This is a genomic window from Staphylococcus sp. HMSC067F07, assembly GCF_001837405.1.
Taxonomy (GTDB): Bacteria; Bacillota; Bacilli; order Staphylococcales; family Staphylococcaceae; genus Staphylococcus; species Staphylococcus capitis.
In genome coordinates, this window is the sequence record NZ_KV832237.1 from 178,708 (window position 1) to 202,710 (window position 24,003).

The 24,003-nt window shown below is 33.1% G+C and carries 19 protein-coding genes and 2 pseudogenes; 1 reads left to right on the forward strand and 20 read right to left on the reverse strand.

Annotated elements, in window-relative coordinates; genetic code table 11:
* Positions 1-102: 102 nt before the first annotated feature.
* Positions 103-897 carry a TIGR00282 family metallophosphoesterase gene (locus HMPREF2706_RS07840; RefSeq protein WP_070862304.1) on the reverse strand — a complete coding sequence of 265 codons (795 nt, stop codon included), beginning with the start codon at positions 895-897 and terminating at the stop codon, positions 103-105.
* Between the two features lie 160 nt (positions 898-1,057).
* On the opposite strand from HMPREF2706_RS07840, the gene HMPREF2706_RS07845 reads away from it, so the two are divergent.
* Entirely contained in the window at positions 1,058-1,273 is a 216-nt protein-coding gene (locus tag HMPREF2706_RS07845) for a hypothetical protein (protein WP_002437019.1), read from the forward strand.
* Between the two features lie 281 nt (positions 1,274-1,554).
* Here the strand turns inward: HMPREF2706_RS07845 and rny are convergent, their stop codons facing one another.
* The 19 genes and pseudogenes from rny to infB form a co-directional block, all read right to left on the reverse strand.
* A complete protein-coding gene (gene rny / locus HMPREF2706_RS07850) occupies positions 1,555-3,114 on the reverse strand; it encodes a ribonuclease Y (RefSeq protein ID WP_070862305.1) in 1,560 nt (519 codons plus the stop codon).
* Between the two features lie 232 nt (positions 3,115-3,346).
* Entirely contained in the window at positions 3,347-4,399 is a 1,053-nt protein-coding gene (recA, locus tag HMPREF2706_RS07855) for a recombinase RecA (RefSeq protein WP_002437037.1), read from the reverse strand.
* Positions 4,400-4,567: 168 nt separating this feature from the next.
* Positions 4,568-5,716 carry a CinA family nicotinamide mononucleotide deamidase-related protein gene (locus HMPREF2706_RS07860; protein WP_030064817.1) on the reverse strand — a complete coding sequence of 383 codons (1,149 nt, stop codon included), beginning with the start codon at positions 5,714-5,716 and terminating at the stop codon, positions 4,568-4,570.
* Between the two features lie 141 nt (positions 5,717-5,857).
* On the reverse strand, positions 5,858-6,439 hold the full coding sequence (gene pgsA, locus HMPREF2706_RS07865; RefSeq protein ID WP_002469863.1) for a CDP-diacylglycerol--glycerol-3-phosphate 3-phosphatidyltransferase: 582 nt from the start codon (positions 6,437-6,439) through the stop codon (positions 5,858-5,860).
* A 27-nt stretch (positions 6,440-6,466) separates the two neighbouring features.
* On the reverse strand, positions 6,467-6,859 hold the full coding sequence (locus HMPREF2706_RS07870) for a helix-turn-helix domain-containing protein (RefSeq protein ID WP_030064815.1): 393 nt from the start codon (positions 6,857-6,859) through the stop codon (positions 6,467-6,469).
* An 18-nt stretch (positions 6,860-6,877) separates the two neighbouring features.
* Positions 6,878-7,705 carry a YmfK family protein gene (locus HMPREF2706_RS07875; RefSeq protein WP_002436330.1) on the reverse strand — a complete coding sequence of 276 codons (828 nt, stop codon included), beginning with the start codon at positions 7,703-7,705 and terminating at the stop codon, positions 6,878-6,880.
* A 157-nt stretch (positions 7,706-7,862) separates the two neighbouring features.
* Entirely contained in the window at positions 7,863-8,570 is a 708-nt protein-coding gene (gene ymfI / locus HMPREF2706_RS07880; protein ID WP_023350378.1) for an elongation factor P 5-aminopentanone reductase, read from the reverse strand.
* A complete protein-coding gene (gene yfmH, locus HMPREF2706_RS07885) occupies positions 8,570-9,856 on the reverse strand; it encodes an EF-P 5-aminopentanol modification-associated protein YfmH (protein ID WP_030064811.1) in 1,287 nt (428 codons plus the stop codon). Before yfmH ends, ymfI begins: the two co-directional genes overlap by 1 nt.
* On the reverse strand, positions 9,856-11,130 hold the full coding sequence (gene yfmF, locus HMPREF2706_RS07890; RefSeq protein ID WP_083319932.1) for an EF-P 5-aminopentanol modification-associated protein YfmF: 1,275 nt from the start codon (positions 11,128-11,130) through the stop codon (positions 9,856-9,858). Before yfmF ends, yfmH begins: the two co-directional genes overlap by 1 nt.
* Positions 11,131-11,171: 41 nt before the next feature.
* Positions 11,172-11,882 (reverse strand): GntR family transcriptional regulator, encoded by a 711-nt coding sequence (locus tag HMPREF2706_RS07895; RefSeq protein WP_070862307.1) that lies wholly within the window; start codon positions 11,880-11,882, stop codon positions 11,172-11,174.
* Between the two features lie 2 nt (positions 11,883-11,884).
* Positions 11,885-13,345 (reverse strand): annotated as a pseudogene (locus HMPREF2706_RS12465) (DNA translocase FtsK); the annotation flags it as partial.
* 104 nt (positions 13,346-13,449) lie between these two features.
* Positions 13,450-14,305: pseudogene (locus tag HMPREF2706_RS12470) on the reverse strand (DNA translocase FtsK 4TM domain-containing protein); the annotation flags it as partial.
* Between the two features lie 257 nt (positions 14,306-14,562).
* Positions 14,563-16,236, reverse strand: a complete 1,674-nt coding sequence (rnjB, locus tag HMPREF2706_RS07905) for a ribonuclease J2 (protein WP_002469869.1) — start codon at positions 16,234-16,236, stop codon at positions 14,563-14,565.
* Positions 16,237-16,469: 233 nt separating this feature from the next.
* Complete coding sequence (gene pnp / locus HMPREF2706_RS07910) at positions 16,470-18,569, reverse strand: polyribonucleotide nucleotidyltransferase (RefSeq protein ID WP_070862308.1); 2,100 nt, start codon at positions 18,567-18,569, stop codon at positions 16,470-16,472.
* A 317-nt stretch (positions 18,570-18,886) separates the two neighbouring features.
* The gene (gene rpsO, locus HMPREF2706_RS07915; RefSeq protein ID WP_002436359.1) at positions 18,887-19,156 is read right to left on the reverse strand and encodes a 30S ribosomal protein S15; all 270 of its coding nucleotides are present in this window, start codon (positions 19,154-19,156) and stop codon (positions 18,887-18,889) included.
* Between the two features lie 121 nt (positions 19,157-19,277).
* A complete protein-coding gene (locus tag HMPREF2706_RS07920) occupies positions 19,278-20,249 on the reverse strand; it encodes a bifunctional riboflavin kinase/FAD synthetase (protein WP_070862309.1) in 972 nt (323 codons plus the stop codon).
* Between the two features lie 15 nt (positions 20,250-20,264).
* Positions 20,265-21,182 carry a tRNA pseudouridine(55) synthase TruB gene (gene truB, locus HMPREF2706_RS07925; RefSeq protein ID WP_002436304.1) on the reverse strand — a complete coding sequence of 306 codons (918 nt, stop codon included), beginning with the start codon at positions 21,180-21,182 and terminating at the stop codon, positions 20,265-20,267.
* 148 nt (positions 21,183-21,330) lie between these two features.
* Entirely contained in the window at positions 21,331-21,681 is a 351-nt protein-coding gene (rbfA, locus tag HMPREF2706_RS07930; protein WP_002436301.1) for a 30S ribosome-binding factor RbfA, read from the reverse strand.
* A 156-nt stretch (positions 21,682-21,837) separates the two neighbouring features.
* Complete coding sequence (gene infB, locus HMPREF2706_RS07935) at positions 21,838-24,003, reverse strand: translation initiation factor IF-2 (protein WP_049428549.1); 2,166 nt, start codon at positions 24,001-24,003, stop codon at positions 21,838-21,840.

Below are 24,003 nucleotides of genomic sequence, written 5' to 3' on the forward strand. Positions count from 1 at the left end.
TAATAATAACAAAAGAAACCACCGTTTTACTATGTAAACAGTGGTACAAAATTAAATTCATACTAATGGACGATAACCTTTAAACACTATCAAGACAGGGGTTTATCCCTGAAAAGGATTGTCGTCATTTATTAATATTCTTTCAATTTGTGTTGTTTTACCTTCTTTATCTAAATCAATAATGACGCCAGATAAAACACTGCGCCCTTCATCTGGTACGACGTGTCTTTGAGGTAAACTTGTAATAAATCTATTAATCACTTCTTCGCGATTGATACCTAAAATTCCATCATAATATCCTGTCATACCCACATCAGTGATATAGCCAGTCCCGTTTGGTAAGACGCGATTATCAGAAGTCTGAATGTGAGTATGTGTTCCAACTATTGCACTCACTCTACTATCTAAATACCAACCCATAGCATTTTTCTCAGAAGTTGTTTCTGCATGAAAGTCGACGAAGATGTAAGGAGTGACTTTTCTTGCTTCTTCTATCAATTGATCCGCCTTTTTAAAGGGATCATCAATATCTTGCATAAATGAACGTCCTTGTAGGTTAATAATAGCTAATTTTATTTCATTAATTTGAATATAACGCATTCCAACTCCTGGCGCTTCTTCTGGAAAATTAGCCGGACGAACCATGCGATGTGCATCATCGATAAAGTCATAAATTTCTCTTTGACCATAAGTATGGTTACCCATAGTCATGAAATCTACGCCTTCTCTTAATAATTGTTTATAAATCTTCTCTGTTAACCCTTTGCCATGTGCTGCATTTTCAGCATTTACAATGGAAACTGTAGGGCGATAACTTTGTTTTATTTTTGGTAAATATGTAGAAATTGCTTTTCTACCGATTTTTCCAACGATATCTCCAATAAACAATATTCTCATAAATCGTTCATCCTCTCATAAACAGTTTAATAGATACCGTCATATAATTAAAGTATCCAGTACAAATTAATTATTCTGAATATTAAAAGACTTTTCTTTTTTGTATTTATTTAATATGTTAATATGAAGTTAACAAAATTCTAGGAGTTGTAAATCATACATGTCTATTAATATTGATCCTGAAAAATTTGCAGAATTAGTAGTAAACGCGAATCCAGCAAAATCTGATGAACCAGAAGATATTGCTAAAGAAAGCTTAACACTCTATATTAATGCTTACCGTTTAGCTGAAAAATATTCAAACATTGCTACTAATTGTTACGATACAGCTGAAATCATTAAAGAAATCAATGATGCAGACCTACAATTAAAATAATTTGGAAACTAATTATTAAAAACTAAGTTTTTAGGAATCAACATAATCAATTGATTATGTTGATTTTTTATTTTATGTCAAACCCTTTCGTCATACTTGAATCTTCATTTCAAGCATAAGAGCCACTAACCGATGTCTCGGTAAGTTTCATTGTCATACTTGAATCTTTGATTCAAGCATAAGAGCCACTAACCGATTTACCGGTAAGTTTCATTGTCATACTTGAATCTTCGTTCAAGCATAAGAGCCACTAACCGATGTCTCGGTAAGTGGCTCTAAAATTATTTTGCATATTCTACTGCTCTAGTCTCTCGAACAACTGTCACTTTGATGTAACCAGGATATTGTAATTCTTCTTCGATTTGATCTTTGATATCTCTAGCCAATCTGTATGATTTTAAATCATCAATTTCTTCAGGTGAGACAACTACACGAATTTCTCTACCTGCTTGAATTGCAAATGCTTTTTCAACTCCATCATAGCTCTCAGATAAAGCTTCTAATCTTTCTAATCTTCTAATATAGTTTTCAAGTGTCTCTTTACGAGCACCCGGTCTTGCTGCTGATAAGGCATCTGCAGCCGCAACTAAAATAGAAATAATAGAAGTTGGCTCTACATCACCATGATGTGAGTGAATAGCATTAGTTACTGTTTCATTCTCACCATATTTCTTAGCTAATTCAACACCTATTTCTACGTGACTTCCCTCAACCTCATGGTCAATAGCTTTACCAACATCATGAAGTAAACCTGCACGCTTAGCAAGAGTAACGTCTTCGCCTAACTCTGCAGCTAACATACCTGAAAGGTGCGCCACTTCAATAGAATGTTTAAGCACATTTTGGCCATAACTAGTACGATAATTTAATCGACCAAGTATTTTAACTAGATCAGGATGCATGTTATGAACATTAATTTCAAATGTAGCTTGTTCACCTGCATCTCTAATAATATCGTCAACTTCTTTTCTAGCTTTCTCAACCATATCTTCAATACGACCAGGATGAATACGACCATCTGAAACTAAGTTAACTAATGCTGTTCTAGCTATTTCTCGTCGAATTGGGTCAAAGCCTGATAAAATAACCGCTTCTGGAGTATCATCAATAATCAAGTCTATACCAGTAAGCGTTTCTAATGTACGAATATTTCGACCTTCTCTACCTATGATACGACCTTTCATTTCATCATTAGGTAAATTAACAACTGATACAGTTGATTCAGTTGTATGATCGGCTGCTAATCTCTGTACTGTAGTAGCAAGTAATTCTTTTGCTGTTTTATCTACTTTTTCTTTCGCTTCTTTTTCTTTTTCTTTAACAAGTATTGCAATATCTTGTGACAGTTCTTCTTCAACTCGTTGAAGTTGTTCATTTACAGCTTCTTCTTGAGTGAGACCGGAGATGCGTTCTAATTCTTGTTCATGCTTCATTATTAATGTTTGAACACTACTCTCTTTTGCATCTACTTGTTGTTGTCTTTCTTCAATTTTTGATTCTTTTTGTTCTAAAATCTCATCTTTTTTATCTAAAAGATCAGATTTTCGATCCAAGTTCTCTTCTTTTTGAAGAAGTCGGGTTTCTTGTCTTTGAAGTTCCCCACGTCTTTCACGCAGTTCACTTTCTGTTTGTTCTCTTAAAATTTGGTTCTCTTCTTTTGCCTCAAGTAACTTTTCTTTTTTAATATTGTCAGCTTCTTTATTAGCATAAGTGACAATATCTTCGGTTGTTTGTCTTGCTTGAACTTGTTTTTGGTGTAATAAATTTCGGGCAACGACATACCCTACAACAACGCCTAGAATTATCCCCAGCAAAATGAGTAGGAGGCTTAATAAATTCACATAAACACCTCCTTTATCTAGGGTTTGCTCTGTATATCAAAATCAATATGATTATATGAAATTATATAAGAATCATACACACTAATTGTACGTTTTTCGACAGAGAAGTGTCAAGGTATGAAATCCTTATCCTACGTTTAAAATCCTTAGTTATTGTGAAAGTTTACTCTAAAAAAATGGATAGCAAAAAGCCATCCATTTTCAAACTTACATATATGCTTTTGAATAAAAATTATTCTTCATCAAATAAAGTTTTAGGTGCTTCTTCTTCAGCGTCTGTTTCTTCAACGTCTCCATCGAATATACCTAATTTTTCTCGTAATTTACGATCAATTTCTTCTTTAATTTGAGGGTTTTCTTTTAAATACGTTTTAACGTTTTCTTTACCTTGACCCATTCGATCACCATTATAAGAGTACCAAGCACCAGATTTATCAACGATGTCGTTTTCAACACCTAAGTCAATTAATTCGCCTTCTTTAGAAATACCTTGACCGTACATAATATCTACTTCAGCTACTCTGAATGGAGGTGCTACTTTATTTTTAACAACTTTGATTTTAGTTCTGTTACCTACGATATCTTGGCCTTGTTTTAATTGTTCAGCTCTTCTTACTTCTAATCTTACAGAACTATAGAATTTTAATGCACGTCCACCTGGTGTAGTTTCTGGGTTACCAAACATCACACCAACTTTTTCACGAATTTGGTTAATAAAGATTGCAGTTGTGTTTGATTTAGAAATTGCACCAGATAATTTTCTTAAAGCTTGAGACATTAATCTTGCTTGTAAACCGACATGTGTATCTCCCATTTCACCTTCGATTTCAGCTTTAGGAGTTAATGCTGCCACTGAGTCAACCACGACAATATCAACTGCACCACTTCGAACAAATGCTTCAGCAATTTCAAGTCCCTGTTCCCCATGATCAGGTTGAGATAAGTATAAGTTGTCAATATCTACGCCTAAAGCTTGAGCGTACACAGGATCAAGTGCGTGTTCAGCATCAATGAATGCAGCTACTCCACCGTTTTTTTGAACCTCTGCAATTGCATGTAAAGCAACTGTTGTTTTACCTGAACTCTCAGGTCCATAAATTTCTATAATTCTTCCTTTAGGATAACCACCTACACCTAGGGCATTATCCACTGTTACAGAACCACTTGATGTGCTTGATACTTTACGACCTTTATTGTCGCCTAATTTCATAACCGCACCTTTACCAAATGATTTCTCCATATTTTTTATAACTGTATCTAAAGCTTTTTGACGTTCGTTATCCAAAGCGAGACCTCCTAATTACGAAAGTAATCTTTTTTAATATCTTATCTTTACTATACAAGCTATCCATTCAAAACACAAGCATTTTGCGAATATTTGTTCGTGTAATTATAATTATAAATGATACAAAATCGAACAAACGTACTTATTTTTAAAACAGTAAAAGAATAATCATCGATTTTCAAACCATTTTAATAATTTAATCATCGCATAATTTTGACTTCTGCTTCTTAATAAATTTCTACTTTGAGTCATTTTAAAAGTATCAACGTTTAATACTTCTCCATCGTACATAGCTAAGTAGACGTCTTCATTTTCATGTAATAAAACAATACCCAAATCAGTTTGGTATAAATCTTTTACATATTGCGCTGCATTAAATAATTGGTCGTGGATACTATCTGTAGTGTCTATAAATAAACCATTGTGTGGTAACAATCCATTAAGTACATTATTTTGATCTACATTTTTAAGTCTTGTATATAAAGCACCATTTGTTACTCCATCATATATAGCAAACGTTTCATTTATTTTAGAGATCACAGCCTCTTCAAGAGTAATGTCATCAGATCCATAGTAATAATCACCTATACGGTCGAGTATTTCCCTCTTGACGGGGGCAATAAGATTTTTGCAATCATTCTTTGAATCAGAATTGGCAGTAATTCTAATATAAACTTCATGTGTTCCAGCTAAAGGAGCTATAGTTGGATTAGTTTGATTTTCTATAAGATCCATGAGTATCGTCTCAACTTTAGATTCACCTATTCCGGCAAATCTTAATAACTCTGAAAAAATGACGCTATCGTCATCTAGTAAGTAAGGTAATAGCTCATTCTTTGCCATGGGCTTCATTTCACTAGGAGGCCCTGGTAAAAGCACAACCTTTTTATCATTCTTTTCAATTAACATTCCCGGCGCCATACCAGTTTTATTTGGTAATACTTTGCAACCATCAATAACCAATGCTTGTTGTTTATTATTAGGTGTCATTTCTTGTCCTTGCTCCTTGAAATAACTCTCAATATATTCTAAAGAAGCCTCGTCAGTAACTAATTCTTTACCTAAAACTTTAGCTACAGTATGTTTAGTTAAATCGTCTTTAGTAGGTCCTAACCCACCTGTTAACACAAGAGCATCAAAACGTTCAAATCCTTGTCTGATAATGTATTCCAATCTTTCCGGATTATCTCCAATTACAGTATGCTCAACCACGTTTTTACCAATACTATTAAATAGTTTGGATAAATACTGACCATTCGTGTTTGCTATTTGACCTAAAAGTAATTCAGAACCTACGGCAATTATAGATATTTTCATCAACTTTCACCCCTTTGACCATCTTTTTTCGCAATAAATTCATTATATATTTTCTGATTTAATAAATCTAAAAAAAGAGTTCAAAAAAGACTAAACTTTATAATCTTACTTTTATAAAGCCTAGTCTTGTAAATTCATATATTATTTAGATTGTTTAAATACATCTCTACCCTTATAAAAATACTCAATGCCAGAAAGGATAGTGAAGAACACTCCTATATAAAGTAATGTCACACCGAGTGGAAAATGAATATAATGAACGAGTGGATCACCTAGTAGTATCCAAATAATCGCAACCATTGTGACTGCTGTTTTAATTTTACCTAGTTGACCCGCCGCACTTACAAATCCTTGTTCAATTTGTAATAAACGTAAGCCTGTAACCGCAAATTCTCGTGCAATAATTATTATAGCTACAACTGAATTCGTAAAACCTAATTGCACCATTACAATAAGAGCACTCGCTACTAAAAGTTTATCAGCTAATGGATCTAAAAATTTACCCATATTTGTAACAAGTTGCCATTTACGTGCTAAATATCCATCTGCAAAGTCACTTAACGATGCAAGAATAAAAATAATTGCACTTATTAAAATTTCAATTCTAATGTGATACCCGCCTAAAAAAGATACCTTTCCAAATCCGAAATCTACTAACGCAAATAGTATGAAAACGGGTATCAATATAACTCTAAATACCGTAATCTGATTCGGTATATTCATAATAAATCCTCATTTCTTAAACTTTATTTATATAATTAACACTGCAAGAATCCAAAGTATTAAAGAAACTATTACTATAAGACCAATTAGCATTATCAATTGCATCGTTTCTTTTGACTTACTTCGATACGAGGGAGCTTCACCGTTCGAGAAAGCAGCAATTAATTCATCAATTTGATTCTGATTATTTGGTATTTCGTCACGATGAGCCTCAATAAGTTGATTAGGTTCAATGTTGACTACATTAGCATATTTACGGATAAATCCCTCTGTGTAATCCTTTTTGGCTAATAAATCAAAATCATTATTCTCTATATGTATCAGAGTTTGACGCTTAAGTTGTGTTCGTTGCTCAAGTTCATTTAAAGTCATACCTAACCTTTCACGTCTACCTTTTAATGCTTCACCAACAGTTTTCACACATAGCCCTCCTCAAACCTATTCAAAGAAACCAAATCCTCCACCAAATGGATCACCGAAATCTAAATTATTTTTACTTTGAATCGTCTGTTTTTTCATTTCATCATAATGTATTTCTTGATTCTCATTTTCTCTTAATTCAATGATATAGTCAAAGTCTTCCATACTATAATTACACGCTTCTACAAATAAATCTGGATGCTCAACTACTTTAATCGAAGGGAGTGTCATAACTTCTCTAACTAAATCTTGGTGCTTAGGATTAGATTCACGAGCTGTCACCGCACCATCAATAATATAAACATGATTTGAATCATATTCACCTTTGATTAAAGAACTTCTTACTGTCTGCTTAATTAAAGTAGAACTAATAAACAGCCATCTTTTATGCGCACATACGCTTCCGGCCACGATTGATTCTGTCTTACCTACACGTGGCATACCTCGTATTCCTATTAACTTATGTCCTTCTTCTTTAAAAAGTTCAGCCAAAAAGTCTACAAGTAAACCTAAATCTTCTCTCTCAAATTTAAACGTTTTTTTATCATCCGCATCTTGTTCTATGTATCTGCCATGTCTAACTGCAAGACGATCTCTAAGTTCTGGTATTCTTAATTTGGTAATGTCAATTTCATTAATTTCTTTAACTATTTGTTCAAAACGTTCAACTTTTTCTAGTTTATCAGTTTTGATAAGTAAACCCCTTTTGCCTTGATCAACACCATTAATTGTAACAATACTAATTCCTAACATACCTAATAAACTTGATATGTCCCCAAGTAATCCTGCACGATTAATTGTAATCTCATATTCAAGATACCATTCTTTTCTTTCTGCTACTGCCATGATATAACCACCCCTTGTTTTCAATCACGCACTTGAAAGCTTTTTCAAAGTATGATTTAAAAACATTATAACATCGATTAAGAAACGCGCACTTAGGAATTGTATTTATTTTCATATAAAATCAAAACCTAAATTACTTACAAAATACTTTAAATTTTTATAAATACCATGCTCCATTTACCTTTTGAACAGTACCTGTAATACTTCTAGACATGGGGTGACACAAATACGCACAGACATGGGCCACCTCTTCAGGTTCAATCATTCTATTCTGAGGTAATTCTTGAAGTATTGAATCTCTTTCCTCTTCTGACCACACCTTGCTCATATTACCTGAAACAAATCCTGGAGTTATAGCATTTACGGTTACTGACGTAAGCGCAAGTTCTTGACTAAGCGCTTTAACGAAACCTATTTGAGCACTTTTCATAGCTGAGTAAATAGTTTCCATGCTTGCACCTGTTTCTCCCCAAATAGAAGAAATAACTACAATTCGGCCGTTTTCACTTCTTCTTAAAATATCTACAAAAAATCTGGATAAACGTATAAATTGTCTTAAGTGAAGAGCGTAACTCTTATCGATATCATCATCGCTCATATCTTGTAACATGCCATATAATGCAGTGCCGCTAGTATAAATAAGACAATCCAAATCATTAATGTGTCCAAAATAATCTTCTAAATTTAGATTTTGAGATAGATCACATTGGATGAATTCTACATTTTGGTTATGATTAAATTTTTGTTTCAAGGCTTCTAATTTAGAAGAGTGATAGTGAACAATTACGTGATACCCTTCATTTAAGAGTTGCTTAACAATCGCTAAACCTATAGTACCTGAACCACCAAGTACGAGTGCTTTCATTATGGTTTCATCTCCAAACGACTATCGACAAGTTGTTCAAAATTTAGAAATAGTTCAGATGTTTCATTAACACTTTCGAGTGTTATATTTTCAACAATTTCTAACATGTCAAAAACACTTACACCTTCGAAATATAATTTCGCATATTGATTAGCAATATACTCAGGTGAATTCAAACTTGAAATAAACTCACCGATAAATTGTTTTTTTAATAAGTCGAAAGCTTCTTGATCAACTAATTGTCCTCTGTACTTCTTCAATTCATTAAGTAATAATTCTTTTAATTCATCCGGTTGCTGTGTTGCACTGGTAATAATAGAAAAGCTATAGCTAGGTTCAAGCACAAATTGATATCCAAAAGTTTCATCAATTAAATCTTTATTTAATAAGTTTTGATAAAAATCCGTTTCTTCTCCAAAAATCAACTCATAGAAAAATGTCATTTCTAAATCTCTTTGTACATATTTTTCCGAGCTTTCTTTAAGTGGTTGATTTTTAAAACCTAACATTAGCCTTGGAGATTGCAATTTCATCTGCTCTGTAACGTTGTGTTGATTCACTTCAATGGGTTCATCAATTTCTGCACGCTCAATCTTAGGTTGGTTGGTCTTATTTCGCTTTGCCTCATGTTGTTCTACTAAATCAATCATATTTTGAGGGTTTACGTCACCAACAATAAATAAAACCATATTTGATGGATGATAAAAAGTTTCATAACAAAGGTATAAATCATCCTTAGTGATATCGTAAATACTCTCCACACTACCAGCAATATCGACGCGAATAGGATGGTTTGAATACATCGCTCTCAAAGTATTGAACATTAATTTGTAACCAGGTTGTTCTTGATACATTTTAATTTCTTCAGCAATGATACCCTTTTCCTTATTAACCGTTTCCTCAGTAAAATAAGGCGTTTCAACCATATCTAATAAACGCTTAATATTACTTTCAATATTGCTTGTAGCACTAAATAAATAACTTGTACGGTCAAAACTTGTAAATGCGTTAGCTTGAGCATTTTCCTCGGCAAAAGCTGTAAATAAATCTTCTTCTTCTTTTTCAAAAAGTTTATGTTCTAAAAAATGTGCTACACCATCTGGCACTTTTACAAATTGTTGGCTTCCAATAGGTTTGAAATGATTATCTAAAGAACCAAATTGTGTCGTATAAGTCACAAATGTTTTTTGGAATCCTGGTTTAGGTATTATAAACAGCTTAAGCCCATTATCAAGTTCATGTTCGTAGACTTTCTCATCTATCAATTCATAATTATGTACCTTCATTATTCACTTTGACCTCCTTTCGTTAAAACATAGATTGTATCTAGCATAGCTTCATTAGCTAATTTTATAACATCTTCTCTTGTGACAGCATTAATTGCAGTGATGAATTCTTCTTCAGATTGAGGTTTGTCTAATAACACCTGATTATGTAATAGTTCGATAATACTTTTAGATCTGTCAGTAGATTCATGTCTATGAGAGATAATAATTTTCTTTGCCAACTCTAATTTATCATCATCAAAATTACCATTCTTTAATTTTTCAAATTCATCTAAAATAGTATCTTTGGCAATCTCATATTTAGAAGCCGAAACTCCACTAAGAACAAATAAAAATCCATTCTTTCCATCGATTTGTGAATGTATAGAATAGGCCAAACTTTGCTTTTCTCGAACTTCATTGAATAACACTGAAGAAGGGTCGCCACCAAACATCATGTTTAAAACTACGAATGCATAATAGTTCTCTTTCCCAAAATAAGTTGGGAAACGATAACCAAGATTGAGTTTAGCTTGGTCCACTTCATCATTATCAATGATAAATTTAGATGATTTATTTTGATCTATATGCTCAGGTCGATTATTACTTTCAAATTTGAATGGTTTAATATTAAAGTTTTCTTGTATTGTATCTATCACATTTTGTTTATCTACATTTCCAACTACGTAAATTGCACAATCATCGTTATGTAACATTGATTTATATGTATCATACAAGTTTTTAGCAGTAACATGAGGTATTTGTTCTACTTGACCTGTAGCTAAATATTTATAGGGTTCATTTTCAAACATATGGTTCATTAATTTTAAAAATGAATATTGAGCTTTATTATCAATCATTGCTTCAAGCTTTTTAGTGAGCAAAGATTTTTCCTGTGCTACATAGTTCTCATTAAACTGTTCGTCAATAATTAAAGGATTCCAAATAAGTTCTTTAAGCGTCTTAAGACCCTTCTCAAATAATGGAGTTGAGTCCTTTAAATAACGCTCATTAGCAATTTCTAAAGAAATTGTAATCACATGTTTATCCTTAAATTTAGATACAAAACTATTGATATATGCACCATATAATGATGATAAATGTCTATTTAACGCTTTATCGTTAGGCCATTGTTGTGTAGCACGTACTAAGACTTTGCTTAAAATTGAACGCGCCGTTATTGTTTTATAATCTAATGGCGCCATAAATTTAAAGGTCACCATGGTTGTTTTAAATTTTTTAGTTGGTAAAACGTTAATATGTATATTGGAGTTGTCTAATGTATTATTTTCCAAACGGCATACCTCCCATTCCTGTAAAAACATTAAATTTTTACTTAGCTTTTATTTATTTTAAATTTAACCAAACTACTTTTAATATAGTTTAATGAATATAAAATAGGTTGGTCTTGCTCATCATAATGAACTACCTTTAATAGCATTAAACCTTCATGTGGAGAAGCGTTTAACACTTCTGAAATATGAGGTTCATAACTAATTGCTTCTAAGTCCATTTCTGCATGTTTAACCTCATGTCCTGTTGATTCTTTAATAGCTCTTAACATAGAGCCACTACTTTTTTGATAGTCTGTACAAGTTAGATTTTGTTTAGCGATTTTATCTAAACAGTAAACTACTGGTATTTGATCAGCCGTTCTTAATCTTTCAATGATAGTCACAGGTTCTTTATCACTTATTTCTAATAATTCAGCATCAAGAATAGTTGCTGGTTGTTCATCAAAATTTAAATATTCTATACCTGCTTTATACCCAGCTTCTTCAATCATATTACTATTACTTACTAACTTATCTAATGGATAAAAGAAGGGAGGCTGTTTTTTAACACTAGTCCCCTCTTCAAAATTATCAGTTACAATTTGTTCGGTAATTAATTCACCAATTCCATCATAAACATCGTCCGTTTTCACGTTGAGTGCACGTGCAATAGATAAATTACTTGGTAGCTTACCGGTACTATCTAATTCTCCATTTTTTATTAACTTTAAAATGTATTGTTTAACTCTATAAATCGCATTCATTTCCGACATTTTTACACCTCATCATTATCTAAATCAACTAGAATTTGTCTTGGTTTACTTCCTTTTTGAGGACCGATGACTTGATTACGTTCTAAATCGTCCATTAATCGTGAAGCACGATTATAACCAATTCTAAATTGTCTTTGTAATAAAGATGTGCTCGCTTTTTGTTGTTCTATTACAAACAAGTAGGCTTCATCATATAAGGAATCTTCACTTTTCATCTCTGATTTATCAACTGGTGCGTCAGGTTCCATTTCTTTTACATAATTTGCTTTTTGTTGTTCTACAACGTAGTCCACTACATCTTGAACCTCCTTATCGCTCAAGAAGGCACCTTGGATACGTGTTTGAGTCGATTCACCATTACCAATATATAACATATCGCCTTTACCTAATAACTTATCGGCACCACCTGAACCTATAATAGTTCTAGAATCAGTTTGTGAACTTACTGCAAAAGCTATACGTGAAGGAATATTATTTTTAATGATACCAGTGATTACGTCTACAGAAGGTCTTTGAGTGGCTACTATTAAATGAATACCTGCAGCTCTAGCCATTTGAGTAATTCGTTGAATCGCATTTTCAACTTCTTTACCTGCGACCATCATTAAATCTGCTAACTCATCAACAATAACTACAATGTAAGGAAGTTCTGATTGTTTCTCTTCTAACTCTTCATTTTGTTTACGAATATACTGATTATATCCTTCGATATTTCTTGTTGAAGAATGTTGGAATAAATCATAACGACGTTCCATTTCTGCAACTACTTTATCAAGCGCTTGCGATGCCTTGTGTGGATTAGTTACTACCGGGATAAGTAGATGAGGTATGCCATTATATACGTTTAATTCTACCATTTTCGGATCAATTAACATAAGTTTTACCTCATGCGGCTTAGCATTAAGTAAAATGCTTGTGATTATTCCATTGATACATACTGATTTACCACTGCCTGTAGAACCTGCTACAAGTAAATGAGGCATTTCATTGAGTTGTATAGATACAGGTTCTCCTGATATATCTCGTCCAATACCAACTTCTAATTTATGTTGAGATGGAAACTTCTCTTCTAAAACTTCTTTAAGTGATACTAATGAAATTTTGTCATTAGGAACTTCGATTCCTACTGCTGAACGTCCAGGAATAGGAGCTTCTATACGAACATCTTTCGCTGCTAATGCTAAAGCAATGTCATTATGTAAGTTAACGATTTTACTTACTTTAACACCTTGAGCTGGCTGAACTTCATATTGAGTTACCGCAGGACCAATTTTAATTTGGGTCACTTTCGCATTGACACCAAAATTCTTCATTGTAGATTCTAAGACCTGACCTTTTCTTTGAACTTCAGCTTTAGAAGTAGACTGTTGTTTAGCTGGTTGATTAAGTAATGATAAAGGTGGAACCACATACTCCACATTTGCTACTTCTCCAGCTTCAGAGATTGATCCTTCAGCGTTACTACTATCATTGTCATTGTCTTCATTAGAACTTGAAACATTACCTTTGTTGTCACTCTGTTTAATATCTTGTGAGTTTGAAGTGATTTCACTACTATTAGCCTCATGATCAAAAATACGCTTTTTACGTGTCTTAGGTGCACTATTGCTTTTATCTTCTTGGTCACTGTGCCCGTAAATAGGTATGTCATTACTTTGCGGAACTTCAGGAAGATCACTAACATCTTTGACATTTTCTTGTTGCAATCTTTCTTGTTCTTTCTTTCTCTTTTTCTCTTCAGATCTCTCTGCTTTTAATTGAGCCCTCTCTTCTTTTCTAGCTTTACTCGTTTCTCTTTTGTCTCTAAATGATTCTGAAGCACTTTTACTAGATGATTTCATACTTTCAAATAGGCTTTTACTTACATCTCTATGTCTTAAGTTTGATAAAAGTATGATACTTGAAGCTATTAGTAGAACAGTAATAATTATAACGCCAGCTATTGATATAAGAGGTATTAATAATTTAAATAAGTAAAAACCTATTAAACCTCCTCCGAAGTTAGGAAAGTGTGTATGTTCATATGATTTATAAACATATGATAATACTGGCTCTCTTTCAGATGACACGCCTTTACTAAAATGGTAATAAAGTTGCGTTATACATAGCAAAGCAAGTTGCAAAACAAGCGCACCAATACTTCGACGCGTTTTAGGAATTTTTTTAGAATATGTAATGAAGACTGTACCTAGAATCACTAAAATATAAGTCAGAAATCTACTCATACCGAATAGATAATTGAAGAAACTATCAATCATTTGACCAACTATGCCTAATTGAAAAGCTCCTAAAACGACAAGAATGATTATGACAATAGCAATGATGTAGCGTAAAGGGCTCTCATTTTGTTTTTTTCTTTTACTATTTTTACGCGTAGCATTACTTTTCCTTCTATTCGTTGTTTTTTTCTTTGTTTGTGGCAAGATTTCACACCTTCTTTTTTAATCTTTCACAGTTATTTAATTACGGCCTAATAATAACTATTATGTATATATTTAATAAGATGAAAGAGGCAGGGACAATTAATTGTTTAAAGCCATCTCAATTATTCTTATATCCCAATTAGATATGTTTGAACAAAAATTAAGAAGACCTCGTTGCAGAGCATAATCATCTTAAATCCCTTAAATGATTTGCTATACACAATTGTCCCAACCTCTTCAAATGTTATTTATTAAGATTAAATCTCAGAAATTACTGGAATAATCATTGGACGACGTTTCGTGCTTTCAAATAATAATTTGCTGATTTGATCTCGCATATTTTGCTTAATTTCAGACCATTCTATACGTTTTTCTTGTAAACCTGCTTCTACAATTGTACGCACTTTTTCTTCGGCTTCATTTAATAATTCTTCACTTTCTCTAACATAAACGAACCCTCTTGATTGAATTTCAGGTCCTGCAGCGATACGTCTATTCTTAGGATCTAGCGTGACAACAGCAATGAAAATTCCATCTTCAGCTAATAAATGGCGGTCTCTTAAGACAATATTACCTACGTCTCCGACACCAATACCATCGATAAGTACATTACCTGAATTTACCTTTTCATTGAGTACCATATCTTTACCGTTGTAATTGATCACATCACCTTTTTCAACTAAGAAAATCTTTTCAGGTGCTACACCTGATTCTGCTGCTAATTTAGCGTGAGCAATTTGCATTTTAAATTCACCTTGCACTGGAATAAAGTATTCAGGTTTCATTATATTTAACATCATTTTTAATTCTTCCATACAACCATGACTTGAAGCATGGATTTTTTTATTGTTAGGGATGATGTGTGCCCCTGCACGTACAAGTTCGTTTAAAGTATCAGCTATGATTACTTCCATATTAGCAGAAGCCGTGATTGCTAAGAATACTGAGTCGCCTTCTTCAATATTCATAATTTTATGTTTCTTTTGAGCCATTTGGCTTAAAGCCTCTACAGGTTCGCCTTGCATCCCAGTTGCAATAATAATAACTTCATTTTTAGGATAATTATCAACTTCATTGATAGGAATTAATAAATCCTTCGGAATATCAAAATATCCCATCTTACGAGCAATATTAAATGAACTTTCTAGTGAGCGACCTAAGAATGATACTTTTCGATTCAATTTACTAGCTATATTTAGAACTTGTTGTATGCGAATAAAATTAGATGCATAGCAAGAAACAATAAGTCTTCCTTTAACTTTAGTGAATGCGTCATACATGTGATGTTCAATGACATTTTCAGGAGTGTTATAGCCAGGTTTTTCTGCTTCTGTAGAATCACTAATTAAAGCAAATACACCTTCATCACCAATTTCAGCCATGCGCTTCATATCAGGTGCATATTGACCATGTAAACTTTGGTCGAATTTAAATTCTCCTGTATATACAATTGAACCATAAGAAGTATGAATGCAAATCCCCAAGCTATCTGGAATACTGTGTGTAGTATTAAAGAAGCTCACATTCACATTTTTAAATTTCATTACTGAATCATGAGATACTGTATAGTAGCGCACTTTTTTCTTAATATTACGGGCCTTCATATTTTCTTTAATAAGTGCAATCGTTAATTTAGAACCATAAACTGGCGCGTCAATTTGCTCTAAAATATAGCTAACTGCACCAATTGCGTGCTCATGACCATGTGAAAGGAAAATACCTTTTAATTTATCTTTGTTTTCAATTACGTACTGAATGTCAGGAATAACGATATCCACACCTAACATTTCATCTTCAGGGAACATTAATCCCGCATCTAACATAAACATTTCATCGTCTACTTCAACGATGTACATATTTTTAGCGATTTCGCCTACACCACCAAGTGGTATGATGCGAATATCTTTATTTTTTTTCTTTATTAAACTCAAAATGTTACCTCCTATAAATAATGACCCGTCCATATATAAACTCACCATTTATTATAAGTTAAAATATGCGTGATGTACACTATTATTGCACGGTTGAACCGCTTGAACATTTTGAATTATCATTTAAATTAAAATAACTAATTGAAATGAAACTTTTAAACTGATTTTATTTTTTAAAATAAAATAAAAAGGTTGAGCATTCATTTAAGAATACTCAACCTTAATAGTTAAATCTAATCATCTAATAAAGCTTTATGAGATGCATTGACACGACCTTGTTTATCAATTTCTGTAATTTTAACTTCAATTGAATCGCCAATGTTTAATACATCTTCAACTTTATTGATTCGTTCTTTAGATATTTGTGAAATGTGAAGTAATGCGTCCTTTCCTGGGAATAATTCGACGAAAGCACCATATTTCTCAATACGTTTAACTTTAGCATTATAAACTTGACCTACTTCAGCTTCACGTGTAATATCCTCAATAATTTCTTTCGCACGATCAATCATAGCTTGATCTACAGCACCTATAAAGATTGTACCGTCTTGTTCGATATCTAATTTGACACCTGTTTCATCAATAATTTCGTTAATTTTTTTACCACCAGGTCCTATAACATCTCTGATTTTATCAGGATTAATATGCATAGTAACAACTTTCGGTGCATAAGCACTTAGTTCTTTTCGAGGATGATCAATTGTTTGTAGCATATGATCCATAATTGCTAATCGACCTTGACGTGCTTGTTCAAGTGCTTCTTCGATAACTTCACGTGTTAATCCATCTATCTTAATATCCATTTGAATAGCAGTAATACCTTCTTTAGTACCAGCCACTTTGAAGTCCATATCACCAAGTGCGTCTTCCATACCTTGAATATCAGTTAAAATAGTATAGCTATCATCACGAGTCACAAGACCCATTGCAATACCCGCTACAGGAGCTTTAATAGGTACGCCGGCATCCATTAAAGCTAATGTTGATCCACAGATTGATGCTTGTGAAGAAGAACCATTTGATTCTAATACTTCACTTACTATACGAATTGTGTAAGGGAAATCAGCTGTGTCAGGAATAATATAACGTAAAGCTCTTTCACCTAGAGCACCATGACCAATTTCACGACGTCCTGGTGCACGAACAGGTCCTGTCTCACCTACTGAGAAGTTAGGGAAATTATAGTGATGCATAAAGCGTTTTTCTACTTCTGGCCCTAAACCATCAATAAGTTGATAATCACCTAAAGCACCTAACGTTAACACTGATAACGCTTGTGTTTGACCACGTGTGAATAATCCAGAACCATGAGCTCTTGGAAGCAAGCCAACTTCTGAATCAAGTGGTCGTATTTCATCAACTTTTCGACCATCTGGACGAATTTTTTCATCTGCAATTAAACGTCTAACTTCTTCTTTCACTAAATCGTTTAAAATTGCGTACACTTCATTAATAAGCGCTTCGTTTTCAGGATCTTCTTCAACAATAAAATGTGCAACTACTTCTTCTTTTAGCGCATCTAGATTTTCATCACGCTGTTGTTTATCAAAAGTTAAAACTGTTTCTTTTAATCCTTTTTCTTCAGTTAAAGCTTTTACTTTTTCAACGAGTGCTTCATCACGTTCAACTGGAATAAATTCTTGTTTCTCAGGTTGAATATGATCGATGATTTCTTGTTGGAATGCAACTAAACGTTTGATTTCTTCATGTCCAAAGAAGATTGCCTCAAGCATTTCACTTTCTGTAATTTCGCTAGCTCCAGCTTCTACCATATTTACGGCATCTTTATGACCAGCTACTTCTAAATCTAATCTAGAAACTTCCTTTTCATCAACTGAAGGGTTAATAACATAATTTTCATCAACATAACCTACGTTTACGCCTGCGATTGGTCCTTGGAAAGGAATATCTGAGACGCTTAAAGCCATTGAAGAACCAATCATTGCAGCCATTTCAGGTGAACAATCTGGATCAGCACTTAAGACGATATTCATAATCTGAACATCATGTCTGTATCCTTTAGGGAAAAGGGGACGAATAGGTCTATCGATTAAACGAGCTGTCAGCGTCGCTTCATCACCTGGTCGTCCTTCTCTTTTTTTAAATCCACCAGGAATTTTACCTGCTGCATACATTTTTTCTTCATAGTTCACTGTTAATGGGAAAAAGTCACCATCTCTAGGTTCCTTTGAAGCAGTAGCAGTTGATAACACAACTGTATCTCCATAACGTACTAACACAGCACCATTAGCTTGTTTAGCTAATTGCCCTGTCTCAATCGTTAAAGAGCGTCCAGCCCATTCAGTTTTGAAAACTTTCTTCTCTTGAGACATTATGAATCTCCTCTCTTCATTCTATTACTTACATCATATCATTTATTCACATATTTTTATATTTTTTATTATGTACGATAATAAAAAAAGGAAAGTACCATTCAACTGGTGCTTTCCTTTGACTGTAGACAAGCTCTTTCACTCATTGTCGTCTTATGCATGACTAGCTCATTTATTAATAGTAAAATCCCGTCGTAATGCATTTTGACGCCTCGTTTGAAAAGTGCTTTCAAACAGTCATCTTAATTAAATTTATTTAGTAGTAAACTATAATAAAAGTATCATTCAACTGGTACTTTCGTTATTCTATATTAAGATTAACGACGGATACCTAATGATTTAATTAATTCACGGTAACGTTGAATATCTTTACTACGTAAGTAGTTTAATAAGTGTCTACGACGACCTACCATTTTTAATAATCCACGACGTGAATGGTGGTCTTTTTTGTGTTCACGTAAATGCTCGTTTAATGCAGCGATTTCTGCAGTTAAAACAGCGATTTGAACCTCTGGAGAACCAGTATCAGTTTCGTGTACACGGTATTGTTTAATTAATTCATCTTTACGTTCTTGTGAAATTGCCATAATCAATTTCCTCCTTAATATAATTTAACTCCTTAATCTGAGTTAGGCGTCGGAGACTCGACCTACTAAGAAAAAGGTATTTTAGAAGTAAGCTATTTATCTTAGCTTTTCTTCCTCAACTTTAAATATTATACGATACATCATCACCGAAATCAACAGATAATAAATATTTTGCTTGGTCTTTATCTTCATTCATTTGTTCAACTAATGGATCTATACCTGAAAATTTAACTTCCGGTCTCAAGAAATAGTGCCAATACACAGTAACTCGTTCGCCATAAATATTTTCATCAAAATCAAAAATATTTACTTCTATAACCACTTCAGCTTTAGCTGGATCATGGAAAGTTGGTTTAACTCCTACATTGGCCACGCCTCTATATATTTTACTTTCTGGACCAATTTCCATACTAACAGCATATACACCTTTTTTTGGTAACACATAATCGTCGCTTGGTTGAACGTTTGCCGTTGGGAAGCCTATAGTTCTGCCTCGTTTCTCTCCTTGAACAACTGTTCCTTTAATTCTATAAAGATAACCAAGTTCTTCGTTTGCTTTTCTTAAATTGCCTTCAGTTAATGCTTCTCTTATAGCGGTTGTTGAAATCTTTTCAGAATCCAATTCTTGTTTACCTACGATTGTAGTTTTAAAATCATTAGATTCTTGTAAAACAGTCATGTTTCCTTTTCCGAATTTCCCAAAAGTAAAATCAAATCCAGCAATCACTTCTTTTACATTATTATTAATTACATATTCTTGAATAAATTCTTCAGAAGTGACGCTAGCGAAACGAGAAGAAAAATTAATAACTATGCAGTAATCTACGTCATGATGTTCAATCATTTCTAGTTTATCTGAAAGTGGTGTTAAATAAGTCGTACGTTTACGTTCGGGATTCAAAACCACAGATGGATGCGGGTCAAATGTCATTACAGCTTTCTTTAGATTATTTTCTTCCGCTTTTTGATTCAAAGCTTGAATCACCTTGTCATGACCTCTATGCATGCCATCAAAGAAACCAAACGCCATCGCAACATTTTCATTTATTAATTGATCTTTTTGAATGGGATGGGTAACTTCTATCACTTTCATAAATGTATTTCTCCTTTAGTTAAATACTTTTTTCGGTTTAATTTCATTTATCTTCTCAGGATGTACCATATAAATGGCTAATGCTTTTTTTGACATTTGATCAATAAAAACAAACTGTGACTCTATTTCTTGATCTAAGTCCTTAACATTAAATTTTTGTCCATTTAAAATTCTTTTCTTAAATGCTTCATCATTTATTTCAATCTCTTGCAATCCTTTTAAGCCATATTCTATAGGAAATAGCTTATCTTGTAATGAATCATGCTCATGCATGTCCTTAATTTGTTTTAATTTAAAACTTTTGTCGATTTGAAAACCACCTGAGGAAACTCTTGTCAAACGTGACATATGCGCTGGATAACCTAATTTCTTACCAATATCAGTAGCTAAAGTTCTGATGTATGTGCCTTTACCGCAACTCACTTCAATTTCAAAATGACATTGGTTATTTTGAAAAGTTAAATTTGAAGTTCTATAAATATTTTTGATAAGAACATGTCTTACAGGTCTTTCGACTTCTTCATTATTACGGGCATACTCATAAAGTTTTTTTCCTTTAACTTTAACTGATGAATACATTGGTGGAATTTGTTCGATAACGCCTAAAAATTTCTCAAGCGTTTGATCAATATCCCGTTCTGTAACATCGTCTTTATCAATTCCTTTAACCTCTAATGTATCCCCAGTTTGATCTTCAGTTGTTGTGCTTACTCCTAGAGTAACTTCAGCTTTATATGTTTTTCCCATTTCCATCACGTAATCGCTCACTCTAGTAGCATTACCAAGGCATATCGGAAGAACCCCATCTACTTCAGGGTCCAACGTACCTGTGTGTCCGATCTTCTTCATTTTTAATATTTTTCTAAGTTTAAAAACGACATCATGGCTCGTCAAACCTCTTTCTTTGAATACGGGTAATATACCGTTATACATGTTGTCACACCTTTAATCTACAGTTAATTTTACCTCAATCATTATAACATCTCTTTAGATATAATTGACCACTATTTTTATATAAAAAAGTAGGTAAGCAGATACATTTAAATTTGTATGAATCTGCCTACCTACTTTAATTGAAAATTTATTTATCTTCTTTGTGTAAATCTTGAATCATGCGTTCAATTTTATTTCCGTATTCTATTGATTCATCATATTCAAATGTTAAGTCAGGAATAATTCTTAAACGCATTCTTGAACCTAGCTCAGATTTAATGAAACCTTTAGCTTTTTCAAGTGCTTTAAATGTGTTGTCGACCTCTTTTTTACTACCTAATACTGTGAGATAAACTTTGGCGTGAGATAAGTCATTAGTTAGTTCAACGTCAGTAATAGTTAGGAATCCTACTCTTGGATCTTTTACTTTATTATTAACGATATCCATGATTTCTTGTTTCATTTGTTCTCCAACACGTTCAGCTCTCATATTACTCATCTTATTTCACCTCTTTATTTTATTTTTCTTTAAAATTAAATTTACTTTAGCAAGTAATATTTTATTAAATCATATTATTCTTAGCAATGTGCTTTATTAAAAATCTCCTCCCTATTTTACTAAATAGCGAGGAGATTTCATTAGTTCAAACATTTATTATCGTTGAATTTCAACCATTTCAAACGCTTCGATAATGTCGCCTTCTTTTAGGTCATTATATTTTTCAATAGTAATACCACACTCATAACCTTGAGCTACTTCTTTAGCATCATCTTTGAAACGTTTTAATGTATCTAATTCACCTTCGAATAATACAATACCGTCTCTAATTACTCGTACACCCGCATTACGTGTGATTTTACCTTCAGTCACGTAACTACCAGCAATTGTACCAACTTTAGACACCTTGAATGTTTGACGAACTTCAGCTTGACCGATCACTTGTTCTTCATATTCAGGGTCCAGTAAACCTTTCATAGCAGATTCAATTTCTTCAATTACGTTATAGATAACGCGGTGTAATCTCATATCAACATTTTCAGCTTCAGCAGCACGTTTTGCGCCAGCATCTGGTCGTACGTTAAAGCCAATGATGATACCATTAGAAGCATTGGCTAATGTTACGTCTGATTCATTAACTGCACCTACTGCAGTGTGGATAATACGTACATTTACGCCTTCTACATCAATTTTCATTAATGAAGCAGCTAATGCTTCTACTGAACCTTGAACGTCACCTTTAATAATTACATTTAAATCTTTCATTTCACCTTGTTTCATTTGTTCAAATAAGTTATCTAATGAAACATTTTTACTTTCTTGACGTTGTTGAATCACGCTTGCTTCATGACGCGCTTCACCTATACGACGTGCTTGTTTCTCATCACTAAATACTACAAATCGATCTCCAGCAAGTGGTACATCATTGATACCAGTGATTTCTACGGGTGTTGAAGGGCCTGCTGATTTAATACGTTTACCTAAGTCATTAACCATTGCTCGGATACGACCATACGTATTACCTACTACAATTGAATCACCAACGTTTAATGTACCGTTTTGTACTAATAAGGAAGCAGCTGGTCCACGTGATTTATCAAGTTCAGCTTCAATAACTGTACCTACTGCACGTTTGTCAGGATTAGCTTTAAGTTCTTGAACTTCTGCAACAAGTCCAATCATTTCTAGTAAATCCTCGATACCATCACCACTTAAAGCAGAAAGTGGTACAAAGATTGTGTCACCGCCCCAATCTTCTGGGATTAAACCATATTCCGTTAATTCTTGCATTACACGGTCAGGATTTGCAGTTGGTTTATCAATTTTGTTAACTGCCACAATTGTAGGGACATCTGCTTCTTTTGCGTGGTTGATTGCTTCAATTGTTTGTGGCATAACGCCATCGTCAGCAGCTACTACAAGAATTGTAATATCTGTTACTTGAGCACCACGCGCACGCATAGTTGTAAATGCTGCGTGTCCAGGAGTATCTAAGAAAGTAATTTTCTTTCCATTATTTTCAATTTGGTAAGCACCAATATGTTGAGTTATACCTCCAGCTTCTCCTTCAGTGACTTTAGTATGACGAATAGAGTCTAATAATGTTGTCTTACCATGGTCAACGTGTCCCATAATTGTAACAACAGCTGGTCTTTCGATCGCATCAGGATCTTCAGTTTCATCGTCGAAATAAATAGATAAATCTTCTTCATCAATAACTACTTCTTGTTCAATTTCCACACCATAATCATCTGCAATTAATTCTAATGTTTCTTCATCTAATAATTGGTTAATGTTAGCCATAATTCCTAATAAGAATAATTTTTTGATGATACCTGAAGATTCAACATTAAGTTTTTCAGCTAATTCACCAACAGTAATTCCTTCTTGATAAGTAATTTTTGAAGGCATTTCTTTAGGTTCTGCAGCTTGATTTTGCTGTTTATTATTTTTGTTGTTTTTATTATTTTTATTTTGTTGCTTGCCTTTATTGTTCTGACCATTCTTTTTGTTTTGATTCTTTTGTTGGTTATTGTTTTTTTGATGATTACCTTTGTTATTTTGTTTATCTTTATTCGATTGATTGCCTTTATTATTTTGATTTTGTTTATTATTAGATTTTTGGTGATTATTTTGAGTATTTTGTTTGTCGTCTGTGTTTTGTTCTTTTTTGAACTTTTTATCTAAAGCTTTAATTTGGTCGTCTTCTAAAGCTTGCATATGGTTCGACACTTCAACGTTCATACTTTTTAACTCATCTATAATCTCTTTACTCTTTAGATTTAATTCTTTTGCATATTCGTAAATTCTTTTTTTACTCAT